This is a genomic window from Dactylosporangium sp. NPDC048998, assembly GCF_043197855.1.
Classification (GTDB): Bacteria; Actinomycetota; Actinomycetes; order Mycobacteriales; family Micromonosporaceae; genus Dactylosporangium.
Map to the genome: position 1 here is coordinate 37,799 of NZ_JBICTV010000014.1, position 13,832 is coordinate 51,630.

General features: G+C 72.2%; 12 protein-coding genes. 8 read left to right on the forward strand and 4 right to left on the reverse strand.

Annotated elements, in window-relative coordinates; translation table 11 throughout:
- Positions 1 to 87 precede the first annotated feature (87 nt).
- The 4 genes from ACGFI8_RS28135 to ACGFI8_RS28150 all read left to right on the forward strand — a co-directional run bounded on the left by ACGFI8_RS28135 (position 88) and on the right by ACGFI8_RS28150 (position 2,824).
- Positions 88 to 354: a hypothetical protein gene (locus ACGFI8_RS28135; protein WP_392809392.1), complete on the forward strand. Its 267-nt coding sequence runs from the start codon at positions 88 to 90 to the stop codon at positions 352 to 354.
- A 188-nt stretch (positions 355 to 542) separates the two neighbouring features.
- Positions 543 to 809 carry a Sec-independent protein translocase subunit TatA gene (gene tatA, locus ACGFI8_RS28140; RefSeq protein WP_392809393.1) on the forward strand — a complete coding sequence of 89 codons (267 nt, stop codon included), beginning with the start codon at positions 543 to 545 and terminating at the stop codon, positions 807 to 809.
- Positions 810 to 889: 80 nt separating this feature from the next.
- The gene (tatC, locus tag ACGFI8_RS28145; protein WP_392809634.1) at positions 890 to 1,834 is read left to right on the forward strand and encodes a twin-arginine translocase subunit TatC; all 945 of its coding nucleotides are present in this window, start codon (positions 890 to 892) and stop codon (positions 1,832 to 1,834) included.
- A gap of 99 nt (positions 1,835 to 1,933) precedes the next feature.
- Complete coding sequence (locus ACGFI8_RS28150) at positions 1,934 to 2,824, forward strand: diacylglycerol kinase (RefSeq protein WP_392809394.1); 891 nt, start codon at positions 1,934 to 1,936, stop codon at positions 2,822 to 2,824.
- A gap of 105 nt (positions 2,825 to 2,929) precedes the next feature.
- Here the strand turns inward: ACGFI8_RS28150 and ACGFI8_RS28155 are convergent, their stop codons facing one another.
- Both ACGFI8_RS28155 and ACGFI8_RS28160 read right to left on the reverse strand, forming a co-directional pair.
- The gene (locus tag ACGFI8_RS28155) at positions 2,930 to 3,298 is read right to left on the reverse strand and encodes an Hsp20/alpha crystallin family protein (RefSeq protein ID WP_392809396.1); all 369 of its coding nucleotides are present in this window, start codon (positions 3,296 to 3,298) and stop codon (positions 2,930 to 2,932) included.
- A 131-nt stretch (positions 3,299 to 3,429) separates the two neighbouring features.
- Positions 3,430 to 4,170, reverse strand: a complete 741-nt coding sequence (locus tag ACGFI8_RS28160) for an HAD family hydrolase (protein ID WP_392809398.1) — start codon at positions 4,168 to 4,170, stop codon at positions 3,430 to 3,432.
- A gap of 21 nt (positions 4,171 to 4,191) precedes the next feature.
- Here ACGFI8_RS28160 and ACGFI8_RS28165 point away from each other — a divergent pair, with 21 nt between their 5' ends.
- Both ACGFI8_RS28165 and ACGFI8_RS28170 read left to right on the forward strand, forming a co-directional pair.
- Positions 4,192 to 6,957: a DEAD/DEAH box helicase gene (locus ACGFI8_RS28165; RefSeq protein WP_392809399.1), complete on the forward strand. Its 2,766-nt coding sequence runs from the start codon at positions 4,192 to 4,194 to the stop codon at positions 6,955 to 6,957.
- Positions 6,958 to 7,071: 114 nt separating this feature from the next.
- Positions 7,072 to 9,528 carry a glycogen/starch/alpha-glucan phosphorylase gene (locus ACGFI8_RS28170; protein WP_392809400.1) on the forward strand — a complete coding sequence of 819 codons (2,457 nt, stop codon included), beginning with the start codon at positions 7,072 to 7,074 and terminating at the stop codon, positions 9,526 to 9,528.
- Positions 9,529 to 9,547: 19 nt separating this feature from the next.
- Here ACGFI8_RS28170 and ACGFI8_RS28175 read toward each other — a convergent pair whose 3' ends face one another.
- Both ACGFI8_RS28175 and ACGFI8_RS28180 read right to left on the reverse strand, forming a co-directional pair.
- The gene (locus tag ACGFI8_RS28175) at positions 9,548 to 10,459 is read right to left on the reverse strand and encodes a 5'-3' exonuclease H3TH domain-containing protein (protein WP_392809402.1); all 912 of its coding nucleotides are present in this window, start codon (positions 10,457 to 10,459) and stop codon (positions 9,548 to 9,550) included.
- A 13-nt stretch (positions 10,460 to 10,472) separates the two neighbouring features.
- Positions 10,473 to 11,420 carry an anti-sigma factor RsbA family regulatory protein gene (locus tag ACGFI8_RS28180; RefSeq protein WP_392809404.1) on the reverse strand — a complete coding sequence of 316 codons (948 nt, stop codon included), beginning with the start codon at positions 11,418 to 11,420 and terminating at the stop codon, positions 10,473 to 10,475.
- Between the two features lie 161 nt (positions 11,421 to 11,581).
- On the opposite strand from ACGFI8_RS28180, the gene ACGFI8_RS28185 reads away from it, so the two are divergent.
- Together ACGFI8_RS28185 and ACGFI8_RS28190 are read left to right on the forward strand one after the other, a co-directional pair.
- Positions 11,582 to 12,691: a M24 family metallopeptidase gene (locus tag ACGFI8_RS28185; RefSeq protein WP_392809405.1), complete on the forward strand. Its 1,110-nt coding sequence runs from the start codon at positions 11,582 to 11,584 to the stop codon at positions 12,689 to 12,691.
- Positions 12,688 to 13,824 (forward strand): acyl-CoA dehydrogenase family protein, encoded by a 1,137-nt coding sequence (locus tag ACGFI8_RS28190; protein WP_392809406.1) that lies wholly within the window; start codon positions 12,688 to 12,690, stop codon positions 13,822 to 13,824. Before ACGFI8_RS28185 ends, ACGFI8_RS28190 begins: the two co-directional genes overlap by 4 nt.
- The last annotated feature ends 8 nt before the right edge of the window (positions 13,825 to 13,832 follow it).

Genomic DNA, 13,832 nt, shown 5'->3' on the forward strand with positions numbered 1-13,832 from the left:
GTAAGAGCCATGATCAGGCAAGGGCCGCCCTCTTGATCGACTGGGTTACATCGACCACAGGATGTCAAGTGCACTAGAGTCGATGACGTGCTTTGGTGGATCTCGGGCGGAATCGTCGTCGTCGCGCTCATCGTCCTGATCGGCGTCGCGCTGAGCGTGATGAGCCGGCTCCGCGAGTTCGACAACGCCGCCCGCGCCATGCAGGCGCGCCTCGTCGACGGTCAGCGGCGGGTGGAGCCCCGCCTGGTCGCGCTGCAGCAGACGGTCGAGACGATGTTGCCGCAGCTGGAGGCCATGCAGGAGAAGTCCCTCGCGATGCAGGCGAGGCGCGACGGCAGCACGGAAAACGGTTAACAAACCTGCCGGATCAACCGGGCAAATCGCACCTTTGTCCGGATGGGTGGTTGACGATCCGGTGCGGCAGCGTCAACACTCGTCAAGACTTCAGCGGCCGGACCCATTCCCGTTAACCGGCCTCTGCCCTCGCCCGCCGGTGGTCAGTACGATGGGCGAGGCAGCTCGAATACAGTGAGGTGGCTTCAATGGGTGCAGTTAGGCCGTGGCACATCATCGTCCTGGTGGTGGTGCTGATCCTGCTGTTCGGCGCCAAGCGTCTGCCTGACGCGGCGCGCGCGCTCGGACGCTCGATGCGGATCATCAAGGCCGAGACGAAGGGCCTCGCCGACGACGACGTGGACGCCAAGGCCGAGGCGCAGTCGGGCCGGCAGCCGCTCAGCGGCGAGATCGCCGACAGCCAGCCGTCGCCGAAGCCGCGGGTCGACCCGGTCGATCACGCTCGCGAGCGCTGAGGCGCACTCCGGTCGTGAGCATCCTCGCACGGCGGCGTAACAAGCAGCCGTCGAACTTCGAGCGCGCCGCAGACGGCTCCATGAGCCTCATGGAGCATCTGCGGGAGCTCCGGACCCGGCTCTTCCGTGCGTGCCTGGCGATCCTGATCGGCACCATCATCGCGTGGTGGCTGGCCCAGCCGGTGCTGAACTTCATCCAGGAGCCCTACTGCCATCTCATGATGGAGAGGGCGATCCAGAAGTCAGCCGACCATCACACGCTCCCGGCCGGCTGGAGTTGCCCGTTTGTCCAGCTTGGCGTCACCGACGTGCTGGTGCTGAAGCTGAAGATCGCGCTGTGGGTCGGGCTCATCATCGCCGGCCCCGTGTGGCTCTATCAGCTGTGGGCGTTCATAGCGCCGGGCCTGCACCGTAACGAGCGCCGCTGGGCCTACCTCTTCGGCGGCCTCGCAGCCCCGCTGTTCGCCGCGGGCGCCTACCTGTCGTTCCTGGTGGTCTCAGAGGGCCTCATCTTCCTGCTCAACATGACCGGCCCGGACATCACCACCACGCTGGAGATCACCCGCTACGTCGACTTCGTCACCGGCATGATGCTGGTCTTCGGCTTGGCGTTCGAGTTCCCGCTCGGCGTCATGCTGGCCAACATCGCCGGCATCGTCACCGGCAAGCGCCTGCTCGGCTGGTGGCGGTTCGCGGTGTTCATCACGTTCGTCTTCGCCGCGATCGCGACGCCGACCGCCGACCCGTTCGGCATGACGGCACTGGCGCTGGCCCTCTCGTCGCTGTACTTCGCGTCCGTCGGCTTCGCCATGTTCAACGACAAGCGCCGGGGCCGCAACCGGCCGGCGTACGCCAACATCGGCGACGACGAGGTCTCCTCGCTGGACGACTACGACGTCGAGCCGGTCGAGGCCGCGAGCCCGATCGGCGGCTACGACCCGGTCGACGGCCCGGCCCCAGTGGCGGCGCCGGCGCCGATCGAGCGGCCGAGGCCGCTGGACCGCGGCTTCGACGACGTCACGTAACACCGCGACCGGCTTTCAGCGGCGCCTTGGGCCTGTGCCCGGGGCGCCGTTCGCTTTGCCGTTCGCGGGCCCGGGCATTGAACGTTTACAGTCTGCGCCGTGAACATTGCGTTGCTCGCCAACCCCACCGCCGGCAAGGGGCGGCGCGCCGGGCTGCTGCCCGCTGTCCAGGAGCGGCTGCGGGCCGACGGGGCGGACGTGGTGATGCTCGGCGGGGGTAGCGCCGCGGAGGCGCGCGAGCGGGCACACCGGGCCGTCGCGGACGGGTGCGACGCGCTCGTGGCCATGGGCGGGGACGGGACCGTGCACCTCGGGCTGCAGGCCGTCGCCGGGACGGGTGTGCCGTTCGGGATCGTGCCCGCCGGCACCGGCAACGACTTCGCCGTGCGGCTCGGGCTGCCCGCCTCGCCGGTGGCCGCGGCCGGGGTCGCCGCCGACGCACTGCGCGACGGGCGCAGCCGCGCCGTCGACCTCGCCCGGGTGAGCGGGGCGGACGGGACCGCCGCCTGGTTCGGTGCGGTGCTCGCCGCCGGGTTCGACGCGTTCGTCAACGAGCGGGCCAACCGCATGCGCTGGCCGAAGGGGGCGCAGCGGTACAACCGGGCCATCGTGGAGGAGCTGCTCGCCCTGCGGCCCCGGCGGTACCGGATGAGCCTCGACGGCGCCGTCACCGAGTTCGACTCCGTGCTCGTCGCCGTCGGCAACACGGAGAGCTACGGCGGCGGGTTCCGGATCGCGCCCGGCGCCGACCCGTCCGACGGGCTGCTCGACGTGGTGGTGGCCGAGCCGCTCGGGCGGCTCACGCTGATGCGGCTGCGGCCGAGGGTGCTCAAGGGCACCCACGTGCTCGACCGGCGGGTCTCTACCCACCGGGCCCGCACCGTGGAGCTGGCCGGCGCGGGGATCACCGCCTACGCGGACGGGGAGCGGATCTGCCCGCTGCCCGTGACGATCACGTGCGTGCCGGGAGCGCTGACCCTGCTCGCCTGAACGGCGCGGACGCCGGGGGAGCGTCCCCGGCGTCCGAAATGCGCGCTCCGCCCAGTCTGGCTCGATGACGCTTCGCGGTGATCGACCCAGACCAGGCGCCCACGGTCAGGCGGCGTTGTGGATGCGGATCTTGACGCCGCCGCCGGTCCGCTCGGTCGACACGTCGGACTGCTCGACGCCGTCCGGGACCGAGAAGGTGCGGCTGAACGAGCTCGAGCTGCTCGAGCTGGACGAGAAGTGCGCGCCGCCGACGTCGTGGCTCTCCGACGTACTGCTGCCGCTCCTGCCCTTGATCGTCAGGCGGCCGCCGGCGAGCTGGACGTCGACGTCGGACGGGTCGACGCCCTCGACGGTGATGACCAGGTCGTCACCGTCGGTCGCGGTGCTCACCGACGCACCGTGGGCGTGGTGGGCGGCGTTGCCCATGTCCTGCTCGAGGCGGGCCAGGGCGTTCGTGGGATCCCAGCGGTTCATCGGCATGGTGTACCTCCGCAAACAAAGCATTCGTGTCGTTGCTTGCACTGTCGTCGCGGCGGGACGGCACGACAAGCGCAGAGCCGGTGTTGCGACACTGTTTCCCGGCTCGGGTGATTTCCATACCCCGGCTACAGCAGCCGCAGGACGGCGCCGAGGCCGTGCACCTTGCCCGGTTCACTCTCCGGGAGGACAAGGACGCTGCAGCCGGCCGCCGCGGCGCCGGCGTCGGCGGGCGTGTCGCCGACCATCAGGGCCCGCTCCGGGTCGACCCGCAGCGCCGCGCAGGCCCGCCAGAAGATCGCCGGGTCGGGCTTGGTGCGGCCCACCTCGTAGGAGAGCACGAACTCGTCGACGAGGTCGGCGAAGCCCAGGTCGGCGGCGAGGGCCCGCAGGTCGAAGCCGATGTTGCTCACCACGGCGACGGGGACGGCGGCCGCCCGCAGGGCCCGCAGGGTGGGCACCGTGTCGGCGTAGAGCTCCCAGCCGTCGGCGAGCAGCAGCCGGTCGTACAGGGCCGTGGCCAGGGACTCGTCGACGGTGGCGGCGAGGCCGGTGTAGCAGGCGCGGTGCGCGTCGACGGACAGGTCCCGGTCGGCCCACACCTCGCCCAGGTGTGCCGGCACCCGGTGCGGCCGGGGCCCGCCCGCCCGGCCGGCGGTGGTGAGCCGGTCGGCCAGGACGGTCGCCCTGCCGCGCTCCAGCGTCGTGCCCGTGCTCTGCGCCGCCAGCATCACCCAGCGGACAGCGTCCTCCACCTGCGCAAGCGTGCCGTGGAAGTCCAGCAGCACCGCCTCAATCGGTCGGCGGGAAGTGAGTGACTCATCGCTTTCCGGCACGCCAGCACGATACCCACAAGCGGATCCGGGCATCGTTCGCCTAGCCTTGGGGGCGTGAGCGGTACCGAGGACACTGATTTCAGCCCCGCAGACCGCTACCAGGCGGCGCGGCTGCGCGGCGAGGGCGCGAACCGGCACCCGGCGCTGACCGCGTTCGCGGAGGAGCTGGAGTTCGCTCTCGACCCCTTCCAGGCCGAGGCGTGCGAGGCGCTCGAGCGCGGCACCGGGGTGCTGGTGTGCGCGCCGACCGGAGCGGGCAAGACCGTGGTCGGCGAGTTCGCCGTGCACCTGGCGTTGCGGCAGGGGCGTAAGTGCTTCTACACCACGCCCATCAAGGCGTTGTCCAACCAGAAGTACAACGACCTGGTGCAGCGCTACGGCGCGCCGAAGGTCGGCCTGCTCACCGGCGACAACGCGATCAACGGCGACGCGCCCGTGGTGGTGATGACCACCGAGGTGCTGCGCAACATGCTCTACGCGGGCTCCGCGACGCTGCAGGGCCTGTCGTATGTGGTCATGGACGAGGTGCACTACCTCGCCGACCGGTTCCGCGGCGCGGTGTGGGAGGAGGTGATCATCCACCTGCCCGAGTCGGTGACGCTGGTGTCGCTGTCGGCGACCGTGTCCAACGCCGAGGAGTTCGCCGACTGGCTCGTCACCGTGCGTGGCGAGACGTCGGTCGTGGTGAGCGAGCACCGGCCGGTGCCGCTGTGGCAGCACATGCTCGTGGGCAAGCGGATGTTCGACCTGTTCCACGACGCCGAGGCCGCGCAGAAGCACGACGTGCACCCCGAGCTGCTGCGGTACCACCGGGAGATGCTCCGCCGGGTCGAGCTCGCCGGCGGCGACCTGCGCCGCGGCAAGCGGGGCCGCTGGACCGGCCCGTACCGCCCGGAGATCGTCGAGCGGCTCGACCGTGAGGGGCTGCTGCCCGCGATCCTGTTCATCTTCAGCCGGGCCGGGTGCGACGCCGCCGTGCAGCAGTGCCTGGCCGCCGGGCTGCGCCTGACCGGGCCCGACGAGCGGGCCGAGATCCGCTCCATCGTCGAGGAGCGCACGCGGCGCATCCCGAGCGAGGACCTGCAGGTGCTCGGGTACTGGGAGTGGCTCGACGGCCTCGAGCGGGGCCTGGCCGCGCACCACGCCGGTATGCTGCCCGCGTTCAAGGAGGTCGTCGAGGAGCTCTTCGTGCGCGGCCTGGTCAAGGCGGTCTTCGCCACCGAGACCCTCGCCCTGGGCATCAACATGCCGGCCCGCTGCGTGGTGCTGGAGCGGCTGGTCAAGTTCAACGGCGAGGCGCACGTCGACCTGACGCCGGGGGAGTACACCCAGCTGACCGGCCGGGCCGGCCGCCGCGGCATCGACGTGGAGGGGCACGCGGTCGTGGTCTGGGCGCCCGAGGTCGACCCGCGCCACGTCGCCGGGCTCGCCTCCACCCGCACCTATCCGCTCCGGTCGAGCTTCCGCCCGTCGTACAACATGGCGGTCAACCTCGTCGGCAGCGTCGGCTTCGCGTCCGCGCGCGAGCTGCTGGAGAGCTCGTTCGCGCAGTTCCAGGCCGACCGTTCGGTGGTCGGCCTGGCCCGCCAGGTGCAGCGCAACACCGAGACCATGGTGACGTACGCCGGGGAGATGTCCTGCCACCTCGGCGACTTCGCGGAGTACTTCGCGATCCGGGTCGCCATCGCCGACCGTGAGAAGGCCATCGCCCGCCAGGGCGTGCAGCAGCGCCGCGCCGCCGCCCTGGAGTCCCTGGAGCGGCTGCGCTCCGGCGACGTTATCCGGGTGCCCGCCGGGCGCCGCTCCGGCCTGGCGATCGTCATCGACCCGGGCACCGGCGGCTTCGGCGAGCCGCGCCCCCTCGTGCTCACCGAGGACCGCTGGGCCGGGCGGATCTCCGGCGCCGACTTCACCGCCCCGGTCGAGCCGATCGGCCGGGTCCGGGTGCCCCGGCAGTTCAACTACCGCTCCGCCCAGGACCGGCGCGACCTCGCCGCGCAGCTGCGCCGCATGGAGCTCGCGCCGGCGGAGCGGGGCCGGCCGGGCCGGGCCCGCAACAGCGCCGCCGCCGACGACCACGAGCTCGACACGCTGCGCGCCTCGCTGCGCCGCCACCCCTGCCACCGTTGCCCCGATCGTGAGGAGCACGCCCGCTGGGCCGAGCGGCGCTGGCGCCTCGAGCGCGACACCGAGGGGCTGCGCGGCAAGGTGGCCAGCCGCACCGGGTCGCTCGCGCGCACCTTCGACCGGGTCTGCGGGCTGCTCACCGACCGCGGCTACCTGACCGCGGAGGGCGGGGTCAGCGACGCCGGCCGGATGCTCGCCCGGATCTGGGCGGAGACCGACCTGCTCGTCGCCGAGTGCCTGCGCCGCGGGGTGTGGGACAAGCTCGGCCCGGCCGAGCTCGCCGCCGCCGCCAGCGTGCTGGTCTACGAGGCTCGCCGAGAGGCCGAGGACCGCGCATCGGTACCGCGCGGCGAGGTCACCGACGCCATCGACGCCACGCTGAAGCTCTGGGCGGACCTGCGCGACGACGAGGACTCCCGGGGGCTGCAGCTCACCCGGGAGCTCGACCTCGGGTTCGTCTGGCCGATGTACCGCTGGGCCCGCGGCGAGTCCCTCACCAAGGTCCTCGGCAGCGTGCACGGTCTCGAGGGCGACATGCCGGCCGGCGACTTCGTGCGCTGGTCCCGCCAGGTGCTCGACCTGCTCGGCCAGCTCACCGACGCCGCCGGGGCGCCCGAGCCGGTGCGGCGCACGGCGCGCCAGGCGATGACCGCCGTGACGCGAGGAGTGCTGGCATACAGCATCATGGCCTGATCACGGAGAAGGGCGCCGGCCGTGATGCAGGACGGCGGAGTGTGGACTCGGCGGAGGCGAGGGCGGGCGGCGCGGGATACTGAAGCAGTGACTGATGCGCGGCCTCGCCCCAGAATGCGTTCCGTCGGCACCACGCTCGAGGACTTCGAGCGGGACCTCATCAGCAACCTGTACTACCAACGGGGTACCACGCTCGAGTCCGCCAGTGGGTCCGACGGCTACCAGACCCTTGCGCTCACCGTCCGGGACCGGCTCGTCGAACGGTACGCGCGCACCGCGGCCGCGCACTACGCCGCCAACCCGCGGTTCGTGTACTACCTGTCCGCCGAGTACCTGCTCGGGCGGCAGCTGCGGCAGAACCTGCTGTACACGGACACGGAGCGGTACGTGCGGGCGATCGCCGAGGACCTCGGGGTCAGCCTCGAGGACCTGGAGGGGTACGACGTCGAGCCGGGGCTGGGCAACGGCGGCCTCGGGCGGCTCGCCGCGTGTCTGATGGACTCCATGGCGACGCTGGACATCCCGGCCGTGGGTTACGGCATCCGGTACGAGTTCGGCATCTTCAAGCAGGTGTTCCGCGACGGCGCGCAGGTGGAGCGGCCCGACGACTGGACGTTCTATGGCAACCCGTGGGAGTTCCCCGCGCCGGACGACCGGCAGCTCGTGGGCTTCTACGGCACCACCGCGCCCGCCCTGGACGATCCCAGCGGGCTGCGCCGGCAGTGGACGCCCGGCGAGACCGTGCGCGGCGAGCCCAGCCATCTGCTGGTGCCGGGGTACGGCACGCAGACGGTCAACATCATCCGGCTGTGGCAGGCCCGCGCCAGCCGCGAGTCGTTCGACCTGTCGCGCTTCGGGGCCGGGCTGTACAAGGAGGCCGTCGAGGACATCGTGCGCGCCGAGAACATCAGCAAGGTGCTGTACCCCGACGACAGCACCGAGCAGGGGCGCGAGCTGCGGCTCAAGCAGCAGTACTTCCTCGTGGCCTGCTCGCTGCGTGACATCATCCGGCGGTACCGGCTGCGCAACACCGGCTGGGACGCGTTCCCGGCCAAGGTCGTCATCCAGCTCAACGACACGCACCCGGTCATGGCCGTCACCGAGCTCATGCGGCTGCTCGTCGACGAGCAGGGGCTGGACTGGGACCTGGCCTGGTCGATCACCCGGCGGACGTTCAACTACACCTGCCACACGCTGCTGCCGGAGGCGCTGGAGACGTGGCCGGTGGCGCTGCTGGAGCGGCTGCTGCCCCGGCACATGGAGATCATCTACGCGATCAACTACTTCTTCCTGCAGGAGGTCGAGGCGACGTACCCCGGCGACCTGGACCGCATCCGCCGGCTGTCGATCATCCAGGAGGAGCCGGAGAAGCGGGTCCGGATGGCGCATCTGGCGGTCGTGGCCAGCACCGCCGTCAACGGGGTCGCCGAGCTGCACACCGAGCTGCTCACGGCCACGACCCTGCGCGACTTCGCCGAGCTGTGGCCGCAGAAGTTCCACAACGTCACCAACGGCGTCACCCCGCGGCGGTTCGTGCGGCTGGCCAACCCGCGGCTGTCGGCGCTGGTCACCGAGCGGCTCGGCGACGAGGGCTGGCTCACCGACCTGGACCGCCTCGACGCCGTGGCCGGCGCGGCCGACGACCCGGCGTTCCTGCAACGGTGGCGGGCCGTGAAGCGCGCGAACAAGGTCGACCTCGCAGCACAGGTGGAGCGGTCCACGGGCGTGGTCATCGACCCCGACGCGCTGTGCGACGTGATGATCAAGCGGTTCCACGAGTACAAGCGCCAGCACCTGAAGCTGCTGCACGTGATCACGCTGTTCAACCGGATCCGGGAGAATCCCGATCTGGACGTGGTACCGCGCACGGTGCTGTTCGGTGGCAAGGCCGCGCCCGGGTACCAGGCCATGAAGCTGCTGATCCGGCTGGTCAACGGGGTCGCCGAGGCGGTCAACACCGACCCGGTGGTCTCCCGGCACCTCAAGGTCGTCCTGCCGCCCGACTACAACGTGTCCCGGGCCCAGGTGATCATCCCGGCCGCGGACCTGTCGGAGCAGATCTCGCTGGCGGGCAAGGAGGCGTCGGGTACGGGCAACATGAAGCTCGCCCTCAACGGCGCGCTCACGATCGGCACGCTCGACGGCGCGAACATCGAGATCCGCGACCGGGTCGGCGCGGAGAACTTCTTCCTGTTCGGCCTCGACGCGCAGCAGGCCGCGGACCTGCGCCGCGACTACCACCCGCGCTCGTACTACGAGAGCGACCCCGAGCTGCGCGCCGCGATCGACGCGATCGCGAGCGGCGTGTTCGCCAAGGGCGACCGCGCCCTGTTCGCGCCGGTCGTCGACGCGATGCTGGGCCGCGACGAGTACCTGGCCCTGGCTGACTACCGCGCGTACCTGCAGTGCCAGGAGCGGGTCGAGCGGGCGTGGCGCGACCAGGACGCGTGGGCCCGCATGTCGGTGCTGAACTCGGCCCGGTGCGGCTTCTTCTCCTCCGACCGCACCGTGCGCGACTACTGCGACCTCATCTGGCGGGTGGACCCGGTCCGGGTCACCGCGGAGGGCTGACCACCCTCTGTCCGAGGGTCTAGCCGCGGCCGAGCGCGTCCACGATGCGCTTGGCCGCGCCGGCCAGGCCCCACCGCTGGGCGAGCTCGATGAGCCGGTCGGTGTCGGCGGGGACGGATGGCAGCTTCGTGTCCAGCGGCGGGATCGGCACGGTGCGGGAGACGGCGACGACGTCGCGGGCGCTGGCGAGGTACTCCTTGCCGGCCGCCAGCTTGGCGCGCAGCCCGGGCGCGAAGCCGGACGCGGGGTCCTCCAGCGCGGCCAGGATTCCGTCGAGGCTGCCGTAGCGGTCCACGAGCCGGGCCGCGGTCTTCTCGCCGACGCCGGCGACGCCGGGCAGGCCGTCGCTCGGGTCGCCGCGCAGGGCGGCGAGGTCGGCGTATCCGGCGGCGGGCACCCCGTACTTGGCGTGCAGTGCGGCGTCGTCGAGGACCTCGAGCTTGGCGACGCCCCGGCCGCAGTACAACACCCGGACCGGCTTGTGGTCGTCGATGACCTGGAAGAGGTCCCGGTCGCCGGTGGCGACCTCGACGGGGCCGGGCTCGCGGGCGGCGAGGGTGCCGATGACGTCGTCGGCCTCGAAGTCGGGGGCGCCCACGGCGGTGATGCCCAGCGCGGCGAGGAACTCCAGGATGATCGGTACCTGGGTCTCGAGCGCGTCGGGGACGTCCTCGCCGCCGGCGGGGGTCAGCCGGTGCGCCTTGTACGAGGGCAGCAGCGCGACCCGCCACGCCGGGCGCCAGCTCTCGTCGAGGCAGCACACCATGCGGTCGGGGCTACGGCCGCGGATGAGGGTGGCGAGCATGTCCAGGAACCCGCGCACGGCGTTGACCGGGGTCCCGTCGGGCGCCTTCGCGGCGGCCTCGGGGACGCCGAAGTACGCGCGGAAGTAGAGGCTGGCCGAGTCGATCAGCAACAGGGGTCGGTCCACCCGGCAAGACTACTCAGCGCAACACGTGAATGCGCGTCGTGGTGCCCGTCGCGCTGGTGTGTCGCTGCACCAGGTCGGCCAGGAAGTGGACCATGACCAGGCCGCGCCCGCGGCCGTCCGGCGGGCGGAGCCGGCCGATCAGCGCGTCGGTGACGTGGCCGAAGTCGCGCACCTCGCACACCACCCGCTCGTGGTCGTACCAGGTGCGCAGCGTGCCGGAGCCCCCGGCGTGCTGGATGCTGTTGGCCGCCAGCTCGTTGACGGCGCTCTGCAGGTCGACGATGCGCTCCGCCGGCAGCTCGGCGTCCAGCCCGACCTCGGCGACCCGGCGGCGCACGTCGACCAGGCGGGCCAGCTCGAAGCGCATCGTGGTGGCGCCGGCCGGCGGCTCGGACAGCGGCACGTTGTAGGTGTCGGTGATGCCGTACGGGTCGTAGGCGCCGCTGGGGAACCGGCCGGTGTCGTCGGCCACGACCGGGTGGGTCGCGTGGGAGTCGGCGATCGCCCGCCGGTCGAGGCGGCTGACGTCGTACGGGCACAGGATCGACGCCTCGCGCCCGGCGAACGCCACGTTGACCATCGCCTCGTGCTGCACGCACGCCGGATACTCCTCCGGGGTGCGGCCGACCCAGATCGGCTCGCCGACGATGCGCACCCGGCGCCCGGGGTGGTCGTCCATGAACCGGCTCAGCACCCACGGGATGATCCGGCCCGGGTTGCGCCCGGCCTGGGTCATGTCGACGAAGCGCACGCTGTCGGCGAACACGCCGAGCCGCTCCCGCAGCAGCGCCACGTTGCCGGGCGTCGCGACGACGGCGGTGGGCTCGTCGAGCGAGAAGCCCTCATAGATGAACTTCATCGTGCCGTCGAGGAAGCCGATCGCCCCCTCGTAGAGCAACGCCTCGTGCACGAACGGGTCAACGACCCGGTCGCTGGACGTCGGCGCGCTGGGATGGCTCATGGAGATGCGAAGCTCATCTCGGTCGGAAGAGGTTCAGTTCGGGCCTTTACTCAACCTTCGTGCACAGATTACGCCACGGCCCGCGATCAATCACCTATCCGTCGGATCCTGCCGCCGGGCGCCGGCCGGGTACCACGGAAAACCAAACGAGCGTTAAGCTGATGGTCGTGGAGCTGTATTCCCCCGACCGGCTGGAGTCTGCCCGGCGCGCCGCTGCCGAGGCGGGCCTCGATGCGCTGCTCATCGGGCCGAGCGCCGACCTGCGGTATCTGACCGGCTACGACGCGCACGCCCTGGAGCGGCTGACCCTGCTCGTGCTGCCCGCCGACGGCGAGGCCACGCTCATCGTCCCGCGGCTGGAGCGCCCGGCCGCCGAGGCCTCGCCGGCGCCGTCCGTCGGCGTCCGGCTGGTCGACCACGCCGACGGGACCGATCCGTACGACATCGTCCGGGACCTGCTCGGCGACCGGGTCAAGACCGTCGGGCTCGGCGACCGGATGTGGGCCGAGCAGGTCCTCGCGCTGCGCGACGCGCTGCCCGACGCCACCCAGGCCCTCGCCGGCGCGGTGCTGCGCGGCCTGCGGCTGCGCAAGAGCCCGGCCGAGGTGGAGGCGCTGCGCCGGGCCGGGCGGGCCATCGACGCCGTCCACGAGCGGATGGGGGAGTGGCTGCGGCCGGGGCGCACCGAGGCCGAGGTCGCCGCGGACATCGCCGCCGGCATCCGCGAGGCCGGCCACGCCACCGTCGAGTTCACCATCGTCGCCGCCGGGCCCAACGGCGCCAGCCCGCACCACGGCGTCTCCGACCGGCTCATCGCCGCGGGCGAGCCGGTGGTCGTCGACATCGGCGGCCGCATGCCCGACGGCTACTGCTCCGACTCCACCCGCGTGTACTGCGTCGGCGAGCCGCCCGCGGACTTCGCCGCCTACTACGCGGTGCTGCACGAGGCCCAGCGCGCCGCGGTCGCCGCCGTGCGCCCCGGCGTGAGCGCGCAGGCCGTCGACGCCGCCGCCCGCGACCTCATCGCCGGCGCCGGCTACGGCGAGCGGTTCCTGCACCGCACCGGGCACGGCATCGGCCTCGACGCGCACGAGGACCCCTACATCGTGGCCGGCAACGAGACCCCGCTCGAGCCCGGCATGGCGTTCTCGATCGAGCCCGGCATCTACGTCGCCGGACGGCACGGCGCCCGGATCGAGGACATCGTCGTCTGCACGCCCGACGGCGCCGAGCGGCTCAACACCATCGACACGGAGCTGGTGATCCTATGAGCGTGGACCGGCCGTTTCTCAGTGAGGAGGGCGCCGCCCTCATCGGCCTCGTCCGCGAGATCGCCGACGGGGAGCTGGCGCCGCGCGTCGACGGGTTCGAGGCGGAGCGGCGCTTCCCGCGCGAGCTGTTCCGCCTGCTCGGCCGCGCCGGGCTGCTCGGGCTGCCCTACCCGGAGGAGCACGGCGGCGGTGGCGTGCCCTACGAGCTGTACCTGCAGGTGCTGGAGGAGCTCGCGGCCCGCTGGCTCGCCATCGCCGAGGGCGTCTCCGTGCACAGCCTGTCCTGCTACCCGCTCGTGGCCTACGGCACCGACCTGCAGCGCAAGAAGCACCTGCCGGACATGCTCGGCGGCGAGCTGCTGGGCGCCTACTGCCTGTCGGAGCCGCACAGCGGATCCGACGCGGCGGCCCTCGCGACGCGGGCCGAGCCCGGGCCGGACGGCTACGTCGTGCGCGGCACCAAGGCCTGGATCACCCACGCCGGGCAGGCCGACTTCTACAACGTGTTCGTGCGCACCGGCGGCCCCGGCGCGTCCGGCATCTCGTGCCTGCTCGTCGACGCCGCCACCCCCGGCGTGCAGGCGCAGGCGCCGGAGAAGACCATGGGCCTGCGCTCCTCCACGGTGGCGCAGCTCGTCTTCGACGGCGCCGTCGTCGGCGCCGACCGGCTCATCGGCGAGGCCGGCAGCGGATTCAAGATCGCGCTGAGCGCGCTGGACGGCGGGCGGCTCGGCATCGCCGCCTGCGCCGTCGGCCTCGCCCAGGCCGCGCTGGACTACGCGGTGGCCTACGCGCGCGAGCGCGAGCAGTTCGGCCGGCCGATCGCCGAGTTCCAGGGCGTCGGCTTCATGCTCGCCGACATGGCCACCCAGATCGCCGCCGCGCGCGCCCTCTACCTCGCCGCCGCCCGGCTGCGCGACGCCGGACGGCCGCACAGCGCGGAGGCGGCCAAGGCCAAGCTGTTCTGCACCGACACCGCGATGCGGGTGACCACCGACGCCGTGCAGGTGCTCGGCGGCGCCGGATACGTGTCGGACCACCCGGTCGAGCGGTACATGCGCGAGGCCAAGGTCCTGCAGATCTTCGAGGGCACCAACCAGATCCAGCGGCTGGTGATCTCCCGATCCCTCTAACCGGTTGC

Bases quoted from the DNA above. Each gene is read 5' to 3' on its own strand.
- ACGFI8_RS28180 (WP_392809404.1), bottom strand. From the start codon at position 11,420: ATGAGCCATCCCAGCGCGCCGACGTCCAGCGACCGGGTCGTTGACCCG.
- ACGFI8_RS28155 (WP_392809396.1), bottom strand. From the start codon at position 3,298: ATGAACCGCTGGGATCCCACGAACGCCCTGGCCCGCCTCGAGCAGGAC.
- ACGFI8_RS28185 (WP_392809405.1), top strand. From the start codon at position 11,582: ATGGTCGTGGAGCTGTATTCCCCCGACCGGCTGGAGTCTGCCCGGCGC.
- ACGFI8_RS28190 (WP_392809406.1), top strand. From the start codon at position 12,688: ATGAGCGTGGACCGGCCGTTTCTCAGTGAGGAGGGCGCCGCCCTCATC.
- ACGFI8_RS28160 (WP_392809398.1), bottom strand. From the start codon at position 4,170: ATGCCCGGATCCGCTTGTGGGTATCGTGCTGGCGTGCCGGAAAGCGAT.
- tatA (WP_392809393.1), top strand. From the start codon at position 543: ATGGGTGCAGTTAGGCCGTGGCACATCATCGTCCTGGTGGTGGTGCTG.
- tatC (WP_392809634.1), top strand. From the start codon at position 890: ATGAGCCTCATGGAGCATCTGCGGGAGCTCCGGACCCGGCTCTTCCGT.
- ACGFI8_RS28170 (WP_392809400.1), top strand. From the start codon at position 7,072: ATGCGTTCCGTCGGCACCACGCTCGAGGACTTCGAGCGGGACCTCATC.